This window comes from Siphonobacter sp. BAB-5405 (assembly GCF_002872335.1).
Classification (GTDB): domain Bacteria; phylum Bacteroidota; class Bacteroidia; order Cytophagales; family Spirosomataceae; genus Siphonobacter.
The window spans coordinates 411044-431760 of record NZ_NJAG01000007.1 but is presented as its reverse complement, the minus strand read 5'-3'; the positions used below and the strand labels follow the sequence as shown (position 1 = coordinate 431760).

Here is a 20717-nt window from a genome sequence, read left to right as displayed (position 1 = left end):
GGCTTTTAAAAGTACAATAAAGACACATTTTGGTTGATAGGCGTTGCATGAGTAAGAAAAAAACAGGAGTTTATGTAGACTCAGTATACTTTTTCTGAGGTAAACGAATACGGACGCTGACAACGGTACCCTGAGACGGAACACTTTCAATTGTCACCAGGCCCTCAAACTTACGAGCCCGGCTTTCCATATTAAGCAGTCCGTTACCCTTGCGTCGTTTACTGGCGTCAAATCCCTGTCCGTTGTCGATCCAGCGAATGGTGGCCTCTTCGCCCTGGCGTTCAAAAGCCAGGAACGTTTGCGTAGCCTGAGCGTGTTTGAGGGTGTTGCTGATGGCTTCCTTGAACAGAAAGATCAGGTGGCGACTCATCCCCATCGGTAAGACGTAATTACGTAAAGACTCTTCTAAACCGCTGATGTCAAATCGGATGCCGGTTTTATCAAGTACGTCATCACCGAAATCCTTGAGTCGAATGGCGATTTCGTAAAGATTATCATGATCAGGATTAATGGCCCAGATGAAATCTTTTGTTCCCTGATACATCCGGTTGGCATTATCGCTAATCTTGGTAAGCAGCGGCAGCACCTCCGACGAAGGCTCCGGTAGCCGGGCTTTAATGATTTCGGTAAGCATCGAAATACGGGTAATGGTATTCCCGAATTCATCGTGTAAATCCTGGGCAGCAAGCTTGCGGACGCGTTCGTTCTCGGTCAGTTTAACTTTTTCCAGCTCCAGTAAGTGGGCCACCTGCTTCCGAACCCGGTAACCATAGATGAGTCGTGCCGTGCCACCTACCACAAGCAGGCAAATGGCGTAGAACCACCATCGTTGCCAGAAGGGCGGCACCACGACAATCGGAATCTGTAACATTTGGGAATCGTTCCAGAGGCCGTCGGCGTTGGAAGCTTTTACCTTAAGTGTATATTTCCCTGGACTCAGGTTGGAAAAACTGATGTAGCGACGAGTACCGCTGAAATTCCAGTTGGTATGAAATCCTTCGAGCAGATAGGCATACTGATTTTTCTGCGGACTGCTGTAGTCGAGTGTATTGTACACGAAGGAAAAAAAGTTCTCTTTGGCCTGAATCGTCAGTTGATGGTCATGAGCAAGCAGGCTGTCGAAGGCAAAGAGCTTTTCAAATTTGCGAAACGACGTCAGTACGACCGGAGGCGTAAAGCGACTTTCGGTAAGTTCCTGCGGATTAAAGCTGACGAGTAACCCAATACCCCCGAAGAAAAACGTTCCGTCAGCACTGCGGTGAAAAGCCCCGTTGTTGAATTCATTCGCCATCAAGCCATCCCGGCTGGTGTAGTTTCGGAACGTTTGCGTGCGGGGATCGAAGCGGGAAAGACCCCGGTTGGTACTCATCCAGAAGCGACCTTCCTCATCTTCCAGCATCCCATACACTACGTGATTGGCCAGGCCTTCCTGCTCCGTAAAGTGTTCAAAGTGGGGGTGGCCATCCCTGAAAAACAGACGGCTGAGGCCTTTGCTGCTGGCAATCCAGAGTTGTCCTTTGCGATCGCGGTGCAAATCGTAAATTTCGTTACTCAGCAGACTTTCCGGGTCGTCGGTCTGGTTGTAATAGGGGGTAATGCGGCCGTTGGTATCGATCCGGTTGAGTCCTCCCGACGTTCCTACCCAAAGCGTACCGTCGGGCATCTCCTGAATGGCCTCAATGGTTGAACCAGGTCCTTTGGAACTAAAATCAAACCGCGTGAGCTGGCCAGTCGTACTACGCTTGTACAGGGCTTTTCCCGTACCAATCCATAACTGATGGTGCTGGTCCTCGTAGAGTTTACTAACCATCGGAAACTCCCGGTGAGCCGGATCGCTGACAAATTGACGTCCATTCCAGTAGTAGAGGCCTTTACTACTGCCTACCCAAAGCGTACCCTTGTAATCTTCCAGAATGGTGTGAATCCGCTCACCCAGCAGTTTCTCACTAAACTGCTGACTTTCCAGAGTATTCCGATTGATACAGAATAAGCCTCGATACGTACCGGCCCAGAGGTTATTATGACGGTCGGTGTATAGCGAAAAGAATAATTGCGAAGAACCCGGTGGTGTAATCAGGTCTTCCCAGTGCTGAAAACTATTTTTAGCATGGCTAAAAACCTGGATGCCTGCATCGCGTGTACCCAGCCAGATGACGTCTTCTTTGGGGTCGGGTCCCTGGTATAGCGAGGAAATTACGTTGCTTTGCAGCCCTTTTTTAGCATTTCCCGTCCAGTGAGAAAGAAGCGGCAGGGTGGAGTTGTGCAGGTCATACCGATAAATACCTTCATTCCGTACGGATACCCACAAAACGGATTCATGACTCGCCAGCAGAGCCAGTATGGGTTGCTTCGTAGGTCGAAACAGTAGGGCGGGACCGGGCTTTTGGGTGGTAAGCTGATGCAATCCTGCTTCAGAACCAATCCAGAGGCGATGCTGCGAATCCTGAACGATACTGTACACTGGCGTATGCGGCAACGACCAGGGAATGACCCGCCGGATGCCCTTCTCGATGGGACTGATGCGGTATAAACCCTGATTGGTTCCGGCCCAGAGAAAACCCTGAGCATCCTGAAAGAGCGTATAAATGACGCGGTCTTTGAGCAGGTAATCCGAAGAACGTACTAACTTCTGAAAGTCGAGCTTAGGGCTGGCCGTGCTGGCCATCCGAAACAGGCCATCGGGCGTGCCAATCCAGAGCGAGCCATCGCGGTCTTCGAGGAGCGTCTGAACGGTAAGTTTATAAGAAGTACCATATCGGGTAATGATACCATTTACCCGGTCAAAGCGATTGAGACCCTGACGCGTACCTACCCAGAGCTGTCCCCGCCGATCTTCGCAAAGCGACAGAATGAATTCATTCGACAGACTATTGACTTGAAACGGCTGATGCTGGTAGGTAACAAACTGATGCCCGTCGAAACGATTAAGACCATTTTGGGTACCCAGCCAGATGTACCCCCGCTGATCTTTCAGTATACAGTTGACACCACTTTGAGAAAGCCCTTCTTCCAGCGAATACTGGTCCAGAAAAACCGAATTGGATTGACCAAATCCGAAGCAGGCCCAAAAGCAGGCAAGACACAGAAAAAAGACTTTAATCATGGCTGAAGGGCACGTTTCGTGCAAAAACAAAGGTAAAACACGCAAATTTTGCAAGAAACCCCCCAATATGTGGGATTTTATGGGAGGGATAGGTTTTTTAATTTTGGGCCGTAGAATTTTTACAAAGTTTTGGTTAAGGGAAAAAAACAGTTCTGTCTTGCGGAGCTGTTTTTTAGTTTTAAGGCTTTGGTACAATCAACCCACAAGTAGCCAGAATTCCGCCTTTCGAAGTACGCACTTTGCCACTCATCTACACCTGCAAAGGCCCTTTACATTCTGGGGTATTCTTCACTAATTTTGGCAAATTCGTCTCTTCACTTTATTCCCGTTTGTATGAGAATACTATTGGTACTGCTCTGTATGCCCTTTTTCCTGTGGGCACAAAATGAAAAAATTACCGTTACTGACCTGACCCGTATTAAATCGGCTTCGTCGGTAAGTCTTTCGCCCGATGGCAAACGGGCAGTATACGCCGTGCAAACTACCGAACCGGATGCTGAAAAGAAATGGGAATACATCTACCGGACGCACCTCTGGCTGACGGATTTCCAAAACCCGTCCCGCCAGCTGACGCAGGGTGAAGAAAGCGTGAGCCGGGCTCTCTGGAAGGATGCTAAAACCTTGCTGTTTACGCGTCCGGTCAAAGGAAAATCGCAATTATTTCAACTTTCCCTGGAAGGAGGGGAACCCCGCCAGCTAACCGACTGGAAATACGGTATTGGAAACCCGATTTTGTCTCACGATGGATCAAAAATCGTTTTTTCGGTAGGATTAAGTTTGACGGAATTACTGAAAGATAGTCTGTTCAATCCCTCCAAGACGGTACCCGAATGGTCGTTTGAAAAGCCGGGCTTCAAAGACAATGCCTTTTTGAAAAGTGATTCGAAAGTAAAACCCAATCCGGATGGCTCACTGGCTGAAATTCGGGCTTTCCTCAATCAGGATGTAGTGGATAAAAAAGCGAAAGTCATCAACCGACTCAATTTTCAGGGAGAAGCTACGACCCAGCCCGAACTCAATTTTAGTCACATTTGCGTGCTGGAATTGAAGGAAGGGGCCACACCGAAAGTCCTGACTACGGGCTTTAAGTCGTTTCAGGCTTCTGCCTGGAGTCCCGACGGTAAATTCCTGTACGTAACCACGGGTCAGCAAGCCAACGCTCATCCCGACCGCGAACAAACCAGCAAGGTCATTCGCCTGACGCCGGAGAACGGCCAGATGCAGGACGTTTTTCAGGCCGAAAACCAGCGAGCCTTTGCTCCGCTGCCTTCCTGGGATGGACAGCGAATTGCCCTGCTGACGAGTCCTTCCGAAGGCGTCAATTTCCCCAAGCTGACGATACTTACTACGGGTGGCTCTGCAAAGCCGGTAATGGTTGATTTGGATCGCTCGGTGTCGAACCTGTCCTGGTCGAAAGATTCCAAATATCTGTATTTCAGTGCCCAGTCCAATGGGGGCCAACCGCTGTACCGCTGGAACGTAGCGACGCAAAAGGTCGAACAACTTTCGGATTACGATTCGGGTATGCTGGATTTTGACGTATCAGCGGATAAACTCGTATTCGTAAAAACGCAGGTTTCCGCTCCGAATGAGGTGTACTGGATTTCGCTGGCGAAAGCTGCTAAAAAAGGAAAGGCTTCGGATCTGACGCTGGCCGAGTTGAAAACGGCCATTCAGGGGGCTAAGCCTTTTACCTTTCTCAATGACTGGGTAGCGAAGAAAACCCTGAGTATGCCCGAAAAGCGGACATTCCAGAACGAAAACGGCCAGACGGTGGAGTACTGGATTATGAAACCCGCGAACGTACAGGCCGGTAAGAAATATCCGCTGTTACTGAATATGCACGGCGGACCGACTGCGATGTGGGGACCGGGCGAGGCCAGTATGTGGCATGAATTTCAGTATTTCTGCTCGCAGGGCTATGGCGTAGTGTATGCCAACCCGCGTGGTTCGGGTGGGTATGGACTGGACTTTCAGCGGGGTAACATCAAGGATTGGGGTACCGGACCGGCTTCGGACGTACTGCGGGCCGCGACTGAAGCGGCAAAAGAAAGCTGGGCCGACACGGCTCGTCAGGTGATTACGGGCGGTAGTTACGCGGGCTATCTGACGGCCTGGATCGTTGGGCATGATCACCGCTTCAAAGCGGCCTTCTCGCAACGGGGGGTGTATGATTTGACCACTTTTCTGGGCGAAGGCAATGCCTGGCGACTGGTACCTAACTATTTCCAGTATCCCTGGCTGGACAAAACCGATCGCGTGCTGGAAGCCAACTCGCCCTACACGTTCGTCGATCAGATCCGGACGCCTTTGCTGATCAAACACGGCGAAAATGACTTGCGTACGGGAGTCATTCAATCGGAAATGATGTATAAATCGATGAAAATCATGGGTAAAGAAGTGGAATACGTACGCATGCCCGGTGGTACCCACGAGCTGAGCCGGAGCGGAAACGTTCGGCAGCGAATTGATCGGATGTTACGGATTTATGAATTTTTTGAACGTTACGTCGGAACGAAGTAAGAAGCTAAATCCCTGACCCTAAGTGGTCGGGGATTTTTGTTTGAAAAACGCTAAACCAGGCTTTACCCCGGAGCGTTCTAGCGGAGGTACGCTTTTTACGCGGTTATTGTAGAAGTCTTGTGAAAATAAATAGCTATGAAATATCTGTGTATCCTATTAATAAGTTGTGCAGGCTTTACTTCTGCTCAAAGCCGAACGAGTACTGACGACTCGTTGGCGTTGATGAAAGCCACCTGGAATTTTCTGGACGTGGCCCCTGGAGTGACCTGGAAACACGTACATCTGAAAGACAAAGAGCTTTTTCAGTCCAATCAGAACATCAATGTATTGGACACCAAACTGAAAAATCGACGGGTCGTCTTCGGCCTGGTTTCCGCCGATACGCCAGGTGATTCGACGCGTAAGCTGGTGCCGACCAGTACGCTGACCAAAAAAGCGGGAGCCGCTGCGGCCGTGAACGGTACGTTTTTCAACGTGAAGCAAGCAGGGTCAGAAGACCTCATCAAAATTGATGGAAAGGTACTGGATACGACCACGTATGCCGCTGGTAAACCCTTGATCGAACATAAACAGGCCGCTCTGACCATTCGCAAACGTAAAGTCAGTATTGAGCGAGCTCCCGATGAACGGGCCTATGGCTGGGATCAAAAACTGAATGCTCCGAATGTCATGGTAACGGGTCCTTTGCTGTTGTGGGAAGGGCAGCCGGTACCGCTGAAAAAGAATGCCTTCAATGATAACCGTCATCCCCGTACGGCAGCCTGCATTACGCGTGAAAAACACCTCTTGCTGGTTACCGTGGACGGACGAAATGCCCAGGCCGCGGGGATGTCCTTACCCGAACTGACGTACTTACTGAAACAGTTTCGCTGCGAACGTGCGGTCAATCTGGATGGCGGCGGTTCTACGACGATGGTCATTACGAGTCAGCCTCACGAAGGCGTAGTCAATATGCCTTCGGACAATAAGGTCTTCGATCATCTAGGCGAAAGGGCGGTGAGTAATGCGATTTATATTCGCAAGAAGTAAGGAGTGGTTTGTATGCCTAGACCTAACTCGTCCCGCAGGCATGGCTGGGTAAGAGCCTATTTTTACCTCATGGAGTTTCATTATTCACCTAGACGGAATTTAGTGTTTCAGATAGGGCTGTTCGGTAGCCCAGAAGCCTTCCAGGCTGGTCTTCTCCACGCCTGAAGCCAGCCTGCTTTAGGCCACCGCGTTGCGACTGTCGTAGGTTGTTCCGTTGCCATTCCATGGTGGCCCCTATGGAATGGCTTCCGGGCGGGAGGGGGTTTCTTCTTTCAACATTTCATTAGTTGTCGGTTGAAAGTTTATACTTGTTAAACTACATTCGGATGCCTTCATGGGCGACAAAACCCAGGCCCCGTCCTATCGCGAAAAGCCGCCTTTTTCATCCGCAATGCGTTGGCCTAAAGCGGGATGAAAAGAGCGGCGTTCGCGATATGGACTAAATAACCAGCCAACTCAACGGGACGAAAAGGGTCTTAGTTTTAACAACTTTCCCAGCTTTTTTACTTCAAAAACTTATCCTGCAACGCCTTCCGACGCGGAGCGGTTAACCCCATTTCTTGTTCCAGAAACTGATCCATGCTGCCGTATTTTTTATCGATTGCCTGGAAGGTGTTTTCCAGATAAGCCGGGTTGGCGTCCAGCATCGAGCGGGCGGCTTCGGGATTGAGGCCTTGCTGAGCCATGCCCTGTAACATGCGTTCGCGGTCCACTTTCCAGAACTGATTCGTTGCCTGATAATCCTTTAAAATCGTCTGACGGTCTACATTCAGGGCCGACAAAATCAGAGCGGCTCCGATTCCCGTCCGGTCTTTTCCTGCCGTGCAGTGAAAGAGTAAGGATTCATTACCCTTCAACGTCAGTAAATGATCAAACACGGGTTTGTACTTGGCCTTCAGGTGCTCAGTGCTCCGATAGGTTTGCAGTAGTAAAGTATCTTTCTGCGTACTATTCTTCATCGCTTCGTAAAACTTCGCCATCTGTACGTGTTCACTACCCGCGGGCAGGTGTACGTATTGCACGCCCGTCGGGAGACGGTCCGGAGCTTTTTGGACCTCTTCGGGACTCCGCAGATCGCAGTCTACCGCGAGATGAACGGATTCCAGTGTTTTCAGATCCTGATCACTGAGTTTACTAATATCCGCCGAGCGATAGATGCGGCCCCACTGCACCTGACGGCCATCGGGCGTAGGATAACCTCCCAGGTCGCGGAAATTCGAACTACCCTCCAGCACAACGGCCCGACGGCTGTTATAAACCAGCGTATCCTGCTGAGCAAAAACGGTTCCTGAAATCAATACGGAAGCAATGAGAATGAATGCCTTTTTCATAGGAATGTTAGGAATGAATAAGCGTAGATGAACCTTATGATTAGAAAATGTCCCAGCGAATACCGGCCTGTCCGCGTTGCGAATACCACTCGGTACTGGTCGTCCGTTCGGGTTTGCCCATGTACATGCGAACGGGCTCGTTGGTGAGGTTATTGACTTCCACGAACACCCGGAACTTCGCGTTGATGGCATAGGCCGCCGAACCGTCCAGCGTGAAGTTGTTATTCGTCCAGATGTAGAAATCAGGGCCTAACTGCTGATTGATGGTTTCGACTGAGCGACCCCGGAAGTTGCCAGCCAGACGAATCGTGAGTCCCTTGCGTTCGTAGAACAGAATGGAATTGAACAGGAATTTCGACTGATTGGGCAGGGAAGTCGTTTCGTACTGCCGTTCGTTATTGACAATTCGCGGTACCCGTAGCGACGAATGAATCGCCGTACCGTTCAGCTCAGCACCCAGACCACTCAGAAAACCCGGCAGAAAATCGAAGCGACGAAGTATACCCAGTTCCAGTCCCTGCAACGACGCATTTTCCAGGTTTTGCGGTTGCGTCACCAGAGCCTGAGCACCGTTATAAGTTTCGATGGACTGATTACTGAAACTGTAGTCCTTGATTTTTTTGTAGAAGAGACCGCCCGTGACCAGACCAATATTATCGAAATAGTACTCACCCATCAGGTCGAAATTACTGGCGAAGGTGGGTTTCAGATTGATATTGCCCCGCGTAATGGTTAGGGGATTGGTCGTGGTGTTGATGTTTTCGCCCGGATTCAGTTCGGTAAAATTCGGACGAATGAACGTCCGCGTAAAAGCAGCCCGAAGCACGGATTTCGACGTAGGCGTGTACTTCAGGTGAATCATCGGCAAAAAGGCGTGGTAATCATTCTTCACCTTAGTAGGAGTTACTGTCTCTACGCTTTTCGATTGTCCGTTTTCAGTAATCGTTTCCCGTTTGTACGACGAACCGTTCAGTTGCACGGCCGTATGCTCGTTGCGTACCCCACCAAAAAGCTTGAGTTTGGGCGTCACATTCCATTCACCCATCACGTAAAGGGCCAGTACATCTTCCGTACCATCGAAATGACCCGTGGCATTAGAAACCGGCGTTACGTCCCGAAACTGATTGGTTTGCTGAAACTGCGTGGAGAAAAGATCAAACAACTGGTTCTTGGTCAGATTATTGATCGCATAGGAACCATAATCAGCATTCAGGTTACGGAAGAAGTTCTGGCGAACGGGAAATTCGGTACGTTCCAGCTGACTAAGCGGCACCAGCGGAGCCGCATTCGGAACGCCCAGAGCTCGGTTGGGCAGATAAACCAGCGAGGCCTGCGTCGATTCCTTATACTTGTGGCGGTACTTGCCACCAACCTTTAACGAAAAACGCGACGAAAAGTCATACTTCACATTAGCCTGAGCTATCCGGTCTTCTTCTTTCGTACCTAACTGATAAATGACCAGTTGCTGCAGCGTGAGTTGCGTGGGGTCCACCCGTTCCTTCGGGTCTTTCAGGTGGGGCAGAATCTGCATCGGGTCGTCACCTACGCCGTTGGGAGAATCAAAAGACAAATACCGTTTCCCATCCGAAGCCAGTCCCCCGAAACCCTGCGTAAGCTTCTGCCGGAAGGTGGCAATGGGCAAACCGCGTTTCTCTTCGGGCAACGTAGGAGGCGTATCGATGTAGTATTCGCTAACGTAATTTGAAGCCGACCAGTCTAGTTTCAACCGCGACGCCAGCTGATGCTCGCCACCGATTTCTCCGCCGTCAATTCGCGTCTGGTAGTAGGAGTAGCGGTAATTCAGTTGGTATTCGTTGGTATTGAAAAGCAGATACGACTCGTATACCGGACGAATATCGTTGAACTTGTCGTGCAGGGCCCGACCAAAGATTCGGTGTTTCTCGTTGAAACGGTATTCCAGCCCGGCGTTAAGTCCGTACGTCTGGCGTTTACCCATGTACCGTTTCAGCAATAAGCTGTTCAAAGAATACCGTTGCTCCGGAACCGGCAGGCCCGTATTGTACGAAACGACGTATTCGTCCGTTCCCCACTGCCGATCCCAGATGGCCGCCGTCAGCATGACGCCCAGCTTGCCTTTCATAAAGCGGTCGCCGTAGGTAATGGAAGCGTTGTACGTACCGTCTTTTGAAAAGTTGTTGTAACCACCGGCGGCACTCACGCTCAGCTTGCGAAACTCCGGAGCGACCCGCGTCACAAAATTGATCGAACCGCCAATGGCATCGCCTTCCATATCGGGCGTCAGAGCTTTGGCTACCTGTACGTACTGGATGATCTCGGAAGGAACGGCGTCGAGTACCGCATTCCGGCTACCGCCCACACTGGCACTCGGCATGCGGGTGCCGTTGAGCAGGGTAGAAGTCCAGCTAAAGGGTACGCCCCGTACCGTCGCCTGATCGGCCTCACCGTGGTAGCGGGCCACCGCCACGCCGGGCATCCGCTGGACGGCCTCGGCGGCGTTACGGTCGGGTAGTTTTCCGATCGCATCGGCGGCCATCACGTCCATCAGGGCGAGGGAATTTCGTTTAATACTCATCGCCTTGATCTGGGAGGCCGCCATCGTACCGCGAACTACTACGTCCGACAGAGCTTTCCCCTCGGGCGTGAGTTTAATGACGGGAATAACTACTTCGCCCGTCGTAGCCTGTACCGTCAGTTCAGCCGTCTGGTAGCCAATGTAGCCAGCAGCCAGCGTAACCGGTCCGGCGGGTACGTTCGTCAGTCGGAAGGCTCCACTCAGATCGGTTACCGTTCCCTGCGAGGTACCTTTCAGGCGAATCGCCGCTCCGGGTAAGGGACCGTTTTCGTCCTCAATCCGTCCCGTTACGGAGCCCGAATGTTGACCGAACGCAACGGTTCCGCTCAGGCAGAGGAGCAGACTAAAAAGTAATCGTTTCAATTGCATAGGGGTGTCATTGTGTTTCGGCAGCGAAACTAGGGGCGTGGGAAAAGAAAAAAGTTCAGGCCGAACGGGCAGGTTCGCCCCGTTCGGCCTGAACTTTTCGTTCTTGTAAACTACTGGAAGTTAGGTGTTTGTGAATTTTAACGAATTGTTAAATTTTAGACGGCTCCGAGATGGGACTGCTCAGAAATTGCTGGTACTGCGTGGGACTATATCCGGTCACTTTCCTGAAATAGGTATTCAGCGTGGTCTTCGACTGGAAGCCGACCTGATGAGCCAGCTCCGCAATTTTTTCACCGGGATGGTTTTTCAGTAAAACGATCATTTCCTGAACGCGGTAATCATTCACATAGGCGTAAAAATTCTTCTCGGCTTTTTGATTCAGTACCTGCGACAATTGCTGCCGGGAGATTTTCAGGGATCGGGCTAAATCATCCAGCGAGAGATCGGGATTATGGAAGGGTTTTTCCCGTCGCATGAGCTGCTCCAGAGCTTCGAAGTATGCTTGTAGTTGAGCGTCCGAAAGGCCCGATTTCTCATAGGTTTCACGAGCGGTTTCGGCTGGTTTGGACTGGGTATAGTTCTGCGTCAGAAAAAACCGCAGACAAATCCAGCAAATGATCCCGAACGCGAGGTAGGGGAAAAAATGAGCGTCCCAGTGCGTACCCAGCCAGGTATTGAAAAAAGAGGTACAGTAGCCCATGAAAACCGAACTCATGAAAAAGGCACTGCACTGGAGTAACAGATTCCGTTCGCGGCGGGGTAGCTGCGTATCCGGTACGAGTTTCCAGAGCAACCAGGTCGTATAGCTGGCGACGGAGCCCATAAGCAGGTAGACAAATACTTCGAAAATCTGTTGAAACAAAGCCGGATTTTTGCTGGGAATTTGCCCAATCAAACAGGAAACGTACAGCGTAAAAGCGAAGACAAACGGTACGAGGTGGAGGACTTTATGCGTTCGGGAAAGGACTTTGCCTTTGAACTGAAGATACTGAAAATACAGCAGTGGTCCGTAGGAAAAGGTCGTGAAGCTGTTGAGCCGGCCAAACAGATACGGGTCGTTCAGGACCGAGAGCAGAAACAGTTTGACGCCCAGGTGAATACTGATCAGGGCAATCAAGGTTTTCAGGTATAAATACTGGCGGCTAAAGATGGTCTGCTTGGGTAAGACGTACAAACCAATCAAGGCCTGAGCGAAAGCGAAGGTGGTAATGAGGGAAATCATATCGCTGGATATTTCCAGTAAAGATAGGATTCGTTACTACCGGGTTTGAGGCTGGAAGGATTAAGAAATTATTACCAAAAAGGTAGACTGCGGGCCCAACAAAAGAGGTCTGATACAATGTGTACCAGACCTCAAAATCAGACTTCTATCCTGAAATTACAGGTTTTGCTTCTTCATTTCCTTCACGGCGTAGTCGACGGCACGGGCTGTCAGAGCCATGTACGTCAGCGAAGGGTTTTGCGTCGACGTGGAAGTCATCGAAGCCCCGTCCGTAACGAACACGTTCTTGCAGGCGTGTAGCTGATTCCACTTGTTGAGCATCGATGTTTTAGGGTCTTTACCCATCCGAACGCCGCCCATTTCGTGAATATCCAGTCCCGGAGCCTGCTTGGAATCACGGGTACGGATGTTCTTGAAACCAGCCGCCGTATACATTTCGGTGAACTGCTCGTGGAAATCCTTGATCATCTTCTCGTCATTGTCATCGTAGAACATGTTGATGGCCAATTGCGGGATGCCAAACGGATCTTTCTTATTCGGATCAAGCTGAACCGTACTGTTCTCTTTCGGGATGGTTTCGCCCATCATGTGGGAGCCTACGTGCCAGCCGCCCCAGGAGGGATTCATCAGGTTTTTCTTGAGATCCGCACCGATACCGTCCTGATTGGTATACGTACCCCGACCGGCGTTGAAGCCCGCGGCATAGCCCCGCAGGAAGTTGGTCTCCTGCTTATGCACGTTCCGGAAACGCGGAATATACGGACTATTGGGACGACGACCTTCGGTTTTCATATCCAGGAAACCATCGTATTCGGCAGAAATCGTAGCCCGGTAGTTGTGGAAGGCCACGTACTTGCCCAGCACACCGCTGTCGTTACCCAATCCGTTAGGGAAACGGTTCGACGTTGAGTTCAGCAGTACGAGGTTGGTATTGAGAGCCGCTGCGTTGACGAAAATGATGCGGGCGTAGTACTCCGTCATTTTCTTGGTATTCGCATCGATCACCCGAACGCCCGTTGCTTTCCCTTTTTTCTCGTCGTAAATAATCGAGTGGACGACGGAATGAGGCCGTAGGGTCATTTTACCCGTTTTGGCGGCCCAGGGAATCGTTGAGGCGTTACTGCTGAAATAACCACCGAAGGGACAACCCCGTTCGCAGATGGTACGGTGCTGACACTGGGCCCGACCCTGCTGGAAGTGAATGTCTTTCGGTTCGGTCAGGTGAGCACAACGGCCCTGAATCACGTTCCGGTCTTTGTATTTGCTGGCAATCTGCTTTTGGAAATAATCTTCCACGCAGTTCATTTCGTGGGGCTTCTGAAACTCGCCGTCGGGCAAGTTGGGCAGTCCGTCTTTATTACCGGAAATCCCGGCGAATTTTTCTACGTAACTGTACCAGGGAGCAATATCCGCGTAACGGATGGGCCAGTCAACGGCGAAGCCATCGCGGGCGGGGCCTTCGAAATCGAAATCACTCCACCGCTGCGTCTGGCGGGCCCATAACAGGGATTTTCCACCGACCTGATAACCGCGAATCCAGTCGAAAGGCTTTTCCTGTACGTACGGATGTTCAGCATCTTTCACGAAAAAGTGCGTACTGCCTTCGTAAAAGGCGTAACACTTGCTCACGATCGGGTTGGCTTCTTTAATTTCCAGGGGAAGCTGGGTACGGTGCTCAAACTCCCAGGGGCTCATCATGCCCGTGGGGTAATCGGTTACGTGTTTCACGTCCCTTCCCCGCTCCAGTACCAGCGTTCGCAGCCCGTGTTTCGTTAATTCTTTGGCGGCCCAGCCTCCGCTGATGCCCGAACCAACCACGATTGCATCGTATTGATTGGCTGCCGTTGATTCCAGTATAGTCATGATCGTTATTTGCCAGTTGAAACGGGGACGCAACCGTGGTAAAAGCCCGGTACGAGTTGGTAATGATTGATATTCGTCTGGAAGTACTCCGAAGTGGTAAAGCCGCGAATGGTCAGGCTTTTGACCAGTTTGAAAAAGTCTTTGGTTTCTTCATCGGCTCCGGCGTTCAGCTGATTGAGAAAATTCAGTCGCTGATTGGTGTCCATGCCCGAGAACGTTTTGCCACCTGAACTCTTCTGGGCCAGATCGCTGACCGTGTAGAGTCCGTTTTTCAGCGTTTCCTGAGCTTTCGTATCCATACAATCATTGACGATCTTCTGAATGTAAGCGGGAACGCCCAGGCTTTTCGCTCCGGGAATATCCGTTTCCGGAATAATGGTTTCGGCCAGGTCCGCCAGCGTGGATTCTTCCAGAGCGGAAAGCAAGGGAGAACCCGCCACCGTCTCGGGCGTCCAGTGCTGAGCCCAGGAGGGGAGACTCAGCAGACCGCCAAACGCGGCGGCCATGTTTTTTAATGCGATTCTACGTTCCACAAATGATGAATTAAAAAGTTTTCGATCAGAACCAAAGCCTTTGAGCGATAGATAGGAAGGCTGGCATGATACCTGGTTTAGAGGATTGATTCAGGTAAAAATAAAGAGTAAGCGTGGCATTTTACACAAAGACCCGCGAACCGGAATAGTTACTGCGAAATTCCCGTGGTGTACAGCCATTTTTCTTCAGGAATGTCCGATTAAAGTACGATAAGTTATTAAATCCGCATTTATAAGATACTTCGGCGATGGTCTGTGTGGTATCGATGAGCATGCGTGAGGCGTGACCCAGCCGAATTTCGTTGAGACTATCAACAAACGTTTTGCCCGTACTTTTCTTGATAAAACGACTAAACGACACTTCTGGCATACTGGCAACCTTAGCGACATCGGCCAGGGTGATTTTCTTATCGTAGTTGGCCCGCATGTACTCAAAGGCTTTTTCAATCCGCCGACTATTATAATGAAAGGGATCGTGCGTGAAAGAGGTATTGGAAAGGGTACGCATGTTTCGGGAAATCGACAAATCGTGCAGAATCGACATCAGGTCGAGTACCGAATCAAAACCGCTTTTCTGGGTAAGGGCTTCCAGCCGGGGCCGTACCGCTTCAATCGTTTCCCGCGAGAACAGTACCCCTTTGGCCGCTCGCTCCAGCAAAATCCGGATAAACGTCAACTGATTCCGACGCAGGAATTTTTCGTCGAACAGATCGCGGTGAAACTGAATCGTAATTTCCCGAATCTCCTTGTTTTCGCACTGGTGCAGAAACCAGCCGTGGGGGAGATTAGTGCCTACTAGTACCAGCTCCAGATCTTCGATCACTTCGGAATGATCCCCAATGATCCGCTTGATGCCGGGTCCACGGGCGATAAAATTCAGCTCAAATTCTTCGTGATAGTGCAGGGGGAAATCAAAATCAGACTTAACCCGGGCAAACAGCGTGAAGCAGTCATGCTGGGTAAGCGGTGTGATTTCGCGGTAGAGATTACTCATAAAGCAAAGGTAAAAGAGGTTTTAGCGATAAACAAAAGTTTTGATAACATAGTATTAGTACAAAGTTACTTTTTGTTCGGTAATCCGTTTAAATAATCAAAGAAAAATGTGGCACTATTCGGCGATCATTGCAATTAATCGATATATAATGATAATTTATGACTGATAAAAATGAAAATATGTTCAAGTAAATGATAAAATTGTGTTAGTGCAATGATAAAATTGAAACATAATTTTGTTGCGAAAAAATTGACTCTATGAATCGTTTTAAGTTTTATCTTTTCTTCTCAGGATTGATGCTTCTAGGGTGCTTCGGAACCTTATTTGCTCAAAACCGGACGATCTCCGGTACCGTGGCTGACGAGAAAGGGGAGTTGCTCCCCGGCGTAAGCCTTTCCATCAAGGGAACCACCCTTGGAACCAACACCAATGTTGAAGGACGCTTTACCCTGAGCATCCCCGCCAATGCTACCACGCTGGTGGTATCTTTCGTGGGAATGCAGACGCAGGAAATTCCGGTTACGAACGAATCGACCTACACGATTGTACTGCAATCCGACAGCAAATCGCTTGATGAAGTGGTAGTAATTGGGTACGGTTCAGCCCGGAAAAGTGATTTGACGGGTTCGGTGGCTTCCATCAAGTCGGAGCAACTGACGCAGATTGCCACGCCCAACGTAACGCAGGCCATTCAGGGCCGCGTAGCCGGGGTAGACGTAACGGCTAACTCGGGCGAACCCGGTGGGGCCAGCCGGATTCGGATTCGCGGGGTTGGTACGATCAATAACTCCGATCCCCTGTACGTAGTGGACGGTTTTCAGACGAACGACATCAGCTTCCTGGCTCCTACGGATATTGCTTCCATGGAAATCCTGAAAGATGCTTCGGCTACGGCTATTTACGGTTCTCGCGGAGCCAACGGGGTGGTTTTGATTACGACCAAACGTGGTCGTTCCGGTCCAACCCGCTTTACGCTGGATGGTTACGCCGGGGTACAGAATGCCTGGAACAAACTGAAAATGCTGAACGCCGCCGAATATGGAACCCTTCGTCTGGAAGCGTACCGCAACGACGGAACAGTGCTGGATCAGAATGGAGCCGAGTATCGCCTGCTCAACAACGCCGTTCAAACCAACATGCAGGGTACGGACTGGCAGAAAGAAGTAATGCAAACGGGTTCCATCCAGAACTACAGCCTGAACGTACTGGGTGGTACGGATAAATCACGCTACAGCCTGACGGGTACGTATTTCGGTCAGGACGGGATTGTGAAAAACTCTTCGTTACGCAAGTATTTCCTGCGTTTCAACAACGATTATACCTTCAACAACTGGCTGACGGGTGGGATCTCCGGAGCGTTTTCCCGTACGAACAAAACGTTTACCAACAATGACCTGTTCTCGGGGGTACTGACTACGGCTCTGCGGGCGGAACCCATTACACCCGCCTGGAACCCGGAAACGAATAACTGGGGTCGTACGATTGTCTCGCAGGAAAACAACCCGGCTCGTGCCGCGAATGAAATGTCCGGTAACAAAGGCTACGAAAGTCTGCTGAACGCCAACGCATACGTAGAGGCTTCGTTCCTGAAACATTTCAAACTGCGTTCCCAATTCGGCGTTAATTACAAAAACGTTCACAACAAGCAGTACCTGCCCGAGTTTTTCCTGGACATCAAAGAATTACGTCCCAACAGCCAGTTGACGGAGTATCGGAGTGAGCAGACGCAGTGGGTATCTTCTACTTACCTGACCTACGATAATGACTTTGGTAAGCACCACGTCGGGGGTATGATTGGTACGGAAGCTCAACGCAGCACGTTTGATAACATCGGTATGACGGCCTATAATGTGCCGAACAATACGGATCTGCGGTATTTGTCCTCCAGCCGTAATCCGAACGTGATTCCGACGACTACGCCACCTTCGGATGAATCCCTGTTGTCGTTCTTTGGTCGGGCGAACTATAGCTACAACGAGAAGTACATGTTGACGGCTACGCTGCGGTATGATGGTTCTTCCCGCTTCCTGAAAGGGAACCGTTGGGGTATTTTCCCGGCTTTTGCTTTCGGCTGGAACGTAACGGATGAGCCCTTCATGGCTAACATCAAAGCCATCAGCAACCTGAAAGTACGGGCCGGATGGGGTCAGGTAGGTAACCAGAATTCGGCTAATAACTACGGGTACGTAACGACGATTTCTGGTGGTAACCGCTACGTGTTCGGCGACCAAATCGTGGAAGGTTTCGCTCCGACGATGGCGAGCAACCCGAACCTGAAGTGGGAAACGACGACGAGCTCCAACATTGGTATCGACGCGGATTTCTTCAATCATAGCCTGAGTTTGACGGCCGATTATTTCATCAAGAATACGGCTGACATGATTGTACGCGTTCCTGTACCCGTGTTTATCGGCGTAGGACCTCCGTATGTCAATGCCGGTAGCATGCGGAATAATGGGATCGAATTAGCCTTGAACTATCGCAATGAAATCGGAGCGTTCCGTTACGATTTAGGCGTAAACTTCACGAAGATCAAAAATGAAGTAACCAGCTTGGTGGAGGTACGGGTATTGAATCGGCTAACGTCATCAGTAACTGGGGTAACATTACCCGTACGTCGGTGGGTCGCGAAATCGCTTACTTCTACGGGCTGAAAACCGATGGCATCCTGAGAACGCAGGAAGAAGCAAATGCTTACAATACGCAATACAACATTGTGGGTGAAAGTACCGCTAAACCGGGTGATGTACGTTTCGTAGATGCTAACGGTGATGGGATCATCAATGACAAGGACCGCGTATACTTAGGTAGTGCTACGCCGAAATTCAGCTACGGTTTCAACGCAACGCTGGGTTATAAAAACTTTGATCTCCGTTTATTCTTCCAGGGTGTACAAGGCGTAGAAGTAGTAAATGCACTGGATTACTTTACCCGTAGCTCAATGGGTACCTGGAACTCCGTTCCGGATCGCCTCAACCGCTGGACGCCTGAGAACACGAATACCAACGAACCCCGCATGACGGCGAAGGATGCCAATGCCAACTACCGCTTCAGTGATCGGTTCGTACAAAGTGGTGATTACCTGCGTCTGCGTAACGTAACGCTGGGATACACCCTTCCGAAAGTGGTAACGGATCGCTGGAAAATGTCAACGGTACGGGCCTACGTTTCAGTAGATAACCTCCTGACCGTAACGGGCTACAAAGGTCTGGATCCCGAAATCGGTGAGTATGGTTACAACCGGAGCTACAACCCGCTGGCCGTGGGTGTGGACGTGGGAACCTATCCACAACCCCAAACCTGGCGTGCCGGGCTAACGCTCAATTTCTAGGAGAGTTTTGAGTTTAGGGTTTAGCGTTTTGAGTTAAATGTACAGATCAGCATTAAACTCAAGCTAACTAACGCTCAATTTTCAAAACGGTTTAGAGTCGGAGTTTTGGGTTGGATGCAAAATCAACTCTAAACCCTAAACTCTAAACTCATAACAGTAAACTGAAAAAAATGAAATTCAAATATATCATCGTGGCTTTGCTGCTGGCTACCAGCGGTACCATGCAGAGCTGCAGCGATTTTCTGGATAAAAATCCGCTGGGCCAGGATACGGACCAGAACTTTTATACCGATCCCAATAATGCCATCCTGGCCGTTAATGCGGCCTATGACGTACTGGCTTACGACGAAGGAAACGATGGTCTGGGCAACTACGTCAACCACAATTACGAGTGGATGTTCGGGGATGTACTTTCGGAAGACGCCGAAAAAGGCAGTACGCCGGGCGATATGCCTCCCTTACAGGAGCTGAAAGAATGGCGGGCTACGGGTACCAACACCATCGCTCAGGCCGTTTGGCAAAACATGTTCCAGGCGATTTATCGGACCAACCTGTTGCTGCAAAACCTGGAAAATTCACCCATCGATGCAACGCTGAAAAACCGGTTGATGGGCGAGGCGTACTTCATTCGGGGTTACAGCTATTTCTACATGCTGCGTTTGTACGGTGGACTGCCTTTGTTCACGAAACCCGTACAGCCTTCGGATTACAGCAATACCAAGCGGTCTACCCTCAGCGAAACGTATGCGTTCATTGAGGCAGATTTCAAGAAAGCCGCTGAACTGTTACCCGAGAAAAATGCCTACGCGGCGGAAGACGCGGGTCGTGCGACCAAAGGTGCTGCCAATGGATTCCTGGCCCGTGCGATCCTGTATCAGATGGGAACCGACAATCCCCGGGGACATACCTGGAAAGAGTTGTACGATCTGACCGATGTAATTGCCAAATCGGGTCAGTACGCGTTGACCGACAACTACGCCGCGATTCAGGAAGGTGAAAATGAAAACAATGCGGAATCGTTGTTTGAAATTCAGTTTGCCGAATCCAACGTGACCTGGGGTATCCAGCGTTCCGGAACGAACAACAACCAGATTCAGAACAACCGGAATACCTGGGGCTGGGGCTTCAATAACCCGACGCAAAGTCTGGTGAATGCCTTTGAAGCGAATGATCCCCGTAAAGCCGCTACGATCTACAAAACGGGCGACATCGTTACGGGTATCGAGCAGGTGATCAACTTCCCTTCCGAAAACTCAACGGGTTTCCTGAACCGGAAAGCGGCCATCATCAAGCCTACGCAGCCTTCGCAGTCGCCGCAAAACATTCGTAAGTTGCGGTACGCGGATGTATTGCTGATGCGAGCCGAAGCCGCTGCTCACCTGGGCAACGAAAGCGAAGCTCGGACGATCCTGAATCAGATTCGTGACCGGGCTCGTAAGTCTACGCTACCCAAAGGTTCGAAACTGAATACCATGACCTACGAACCCGCCAATACGCCCGCTTCGGCCCTGCCGCCGATCGCCGCTACGGTAACGGGAACGGCTCTGCTGGATGCCATTTACCACGAGCGTCGCGTGGAGCTGGGTATGGAAGCCCTGCACTTCTGGGATCAGGTTCGTACGGGAACGTACTTTAACTCACTACCCGCTTCGATTCGTTCTTCGGCCATGAGTCATAGTATTAAAGGTTCGGTCAATTCCATCCCTGTACTGCCCATTCCGGCGAACGAAGTACAGTCCTGGGGTCTGGAACAAAATCCGGCGTATTAATTGGGTTGTTGGTTTTTAGTTGTTGGTTGATAGTTCTTAAACTGATAGGTACATAAGATCGATTGTTTGTAAACTACTAATCAGATCCGAATAGCC

Annotated in this window: 12 protein-coding genes; 5 read left to right on the top strand and 7 right to left on the bottom strand. The window is 50.4% G+C overall.

Annotated elements, in window-relative coordinates; genetic code table 11:
• Window positions 1-70: 70 nt before the first annotated feature.
• Window positions 71-3103: a two-component regulator propeller domain-containing protein gene (locus BWI97_RS08325; RefSeq protein WP_102200677.1), complete on the bottom strand. Its 3033-nt coding sequence runs from the start codon at window positions 3101-3103 to the stop codon at window positions 71-73.
• Window positions 3104-3436: 333 nt separating this feature from the next.
• Between BWI97_RS08325 and BWI97_RS08320 the strand changes: the two genes are divergently transcribed.
• A complete protein-coding gene (locus BWI97_RS08320) occupies window positions 3437-5626 on the top strand; it encodes a S9 family peptidase (RefSeq protein WP_102200676.1) in 2190 nt (729 codons plus the stop codon).
• A gap of 135 nt (window positions 5627-5761) precedes the next feature.
• The gene (locus BWI97_RS08315) at window positions 5762-6655 is read left to right on the top strand and encodes a phosphodiester glycosidase family protein (protein ID WP_102200675.1); all 894 of its coding nucleotides are present in this window, start codon (window positions 5762-5764) and stop codon (window positions 6653-6655) included.
• 503 nt (window positions 6656-7158) lie between these two features.
• Here BWI97_RS08315 and BWI97_RS08310 read toward each other — a convergent pair.
• From BWI97_RS08310 to BWI97_RS08285, 6 genes are all read right to left on the bottom strand, one after another.
• The gene (locus BWI97_RS08310; protein WP_102200674.1) at window positions 7159-7986 is read right to left on the bottom strand and encodes a tyrosine-protein phosphatase; all 828 of its coding nucleotides are present in this window, start codon (window positions 7984-7986) and stop codon (window positions 7159-7161) included.
• 40 nt (window positions 7987-8026) lie between these two features.
• Window positions 8027-10903 (bottom strand): TonB-dependent receptor, encoded by a 2877-nt coding sequence (locus BWI97_RS08305; protein ID WP_158242717.1) that lies wholly within the window; start codon window positions 10901-10903, stop codon window positions 8027-8029.
• Window positions 10904-11057: 154 nt separating this feature from the next.
• Complete coding sequence (locus BWI97_RS08300) at window positions 11058-12131, bottom strand: AraC family transcriptional regulator (RefSeq protein WP_102200672.1); 1074 nt, start codon at window positions 12129-12131, stop codon at window positions 11058-11060.
• A 156-nt stretch (window positions 12132-12287) separates the two neighbouring features.
• Window positions 12288-13994 (bottom strand): FAD-dependent oxidoreductase, encoded by a 1707-nt coding sequence (locus BWI97_RS08295; protein WP_094813159.1) that lies wholly within the window; start codon window positions 13992-13994, stop codon window positions 12288-12290.
• A 5-nt stretch (window positions 13995-13999) separates the two neighbouring features.
• Window positions 14000-14500, bottom strand: a complete 501-nt coding sequence (locus tag BWI97_RS08290) for a gluconate 2-dehydrogenase subunit 3 family protein (RefSeq protein WP_094813161.1) — start codon at window positions 14498-14500, stop codon at window positions 14000-14002.
• Window positions 14501-14648: 148 nt separating this feature from the next.
• Entirely contained in the window at window positions 14649-15521 is an 873-nt protein-coding gene (locus tag BWI97_RS08285) for an AraC family transcriptional regulator (RefSeq protein WP_102200671.1), read from the bottom strand.
• A 257-nt stretch (window positions 15522-15778) separates the two neighbouring features.
• Here BWI97_RS08285 and BWI97_RS08280 point away from each other — a divergent pair, with 257 nt between their 5' ends.
• The 3 genes from BWI97_RS08280 (at window position 15779) to BWI97_RS08270 (ending at window position 20621) form a co-directional block, all read left to right on the top strand.
• Entirely contained in the window at window positions 15779-18175 is a 2397-nt protein-coding gene (locus BWI97_RS08280; protein ID WP_102200670.1) for a TonB-dependent receptor, read from the top strand.
• Window positions 18142-18852: a hypothetical protein gene (locus BWI97_RS08275; RefSeq protein WP_094813167.1), complete on the top strand. Its 711-nt coding sequence runs from the start codon at window positions 18142-18144 to the stop codon at window positions 18850-18852. The genes BWI97_RS08280 and BWI97_RS08275 overlap by 34 nt, the downstream gene beginning before the upstream one ends.
• Window positions 18853-19022: 170 nt before the next feature.
• On the top strand, window positions 19023-20621 hold the full coding sequence (locus BWI97_RS08270) for a RagB/SusD family nutrient uptake outer membrane protein (RefSeq protein WP_094813169.1): 1599 nt from the start codon (window positions 19023-19025) through the stop codon (window positions 20619-20621).
• Window positions 20622-20717: the final 96 nt, after the last annotated feature.

Excerpts from the sequence above, each read along its gene's own strand:
- BWI97_RS08270 (WP_094813169.1), top strand. The coding sequence starts at position 19,023 with ATGAAATTCAAATATATCATCGTGGCTTTGCTGCTGGCTACCAGCGGT.
- BWI97_RS08280 (WP_102200670.1), top strand. The coding sequence starts at position 15,779 with ATGAATCGTTTTAAGTTTTATCTTTTCTTCTCAGGATTGATGCTTCTA.
- BWI97_RS08285 (WP_102200671.1), bottom strand. The coding sequence starts at position 15,521 with ATGAGTAATCTCTACCGCGAAATCACACCGCTTACCCAGCATGACTGC.
- BWI97_RS08290 (WP_094813161.1), bottom strand. The coding sequence starts at position 14,500 with ATGGCCGCCGCGTTTGGCGGTCTGCTGAGTCTCCCCTCCTGGGCTCAG.
- BWI97_RS08315 (WP_102200675.1), top strand. The coding sequence starts at position 5,762 with ATGAAATATCTGTGTATCCTATTAATAAGTTGTGCAGGCTTTACTTCT.
- BWI97_RS08320 (WP_102200676.1), top strand. The coding sequence starts at position 3,437 with ATGAGAATACTATTGGTACTGCTCTGTATGCCCTTTTTCCTGTGGGCA.
- BWI97_RS08300 (WP_102200672.1), bottom strand. The coding sequence starts at position 12,131 with ATGATTTCCCTCATTACCACCTTCGCTTTCGCTCAGGCCTTGATTGGT.
- BWI97_RS08310 (WP_102200674.1), bottom strand. The coding sequence starts at position 7,986 with ATGAAAAAGGCATTCATTCTCATTGCTTCCGTATTGATTTCAGGAACC.
- BWI97_RS08325 (WP_102200677.1), bottom strand. The coding sequence starts at position 3,103 with ATGATTAAAGTCTTTTTTCTGTGTCTTGCCTGCTTTTGGGCCTGCTTC.
- BWI97_RS08295 (WP_094813159.1), bottom strand. The coding sequence starts at position 13,994 with ATGACTATACTGGAATCAACGGCAGCCAATCAATACGATGCAATCGTG.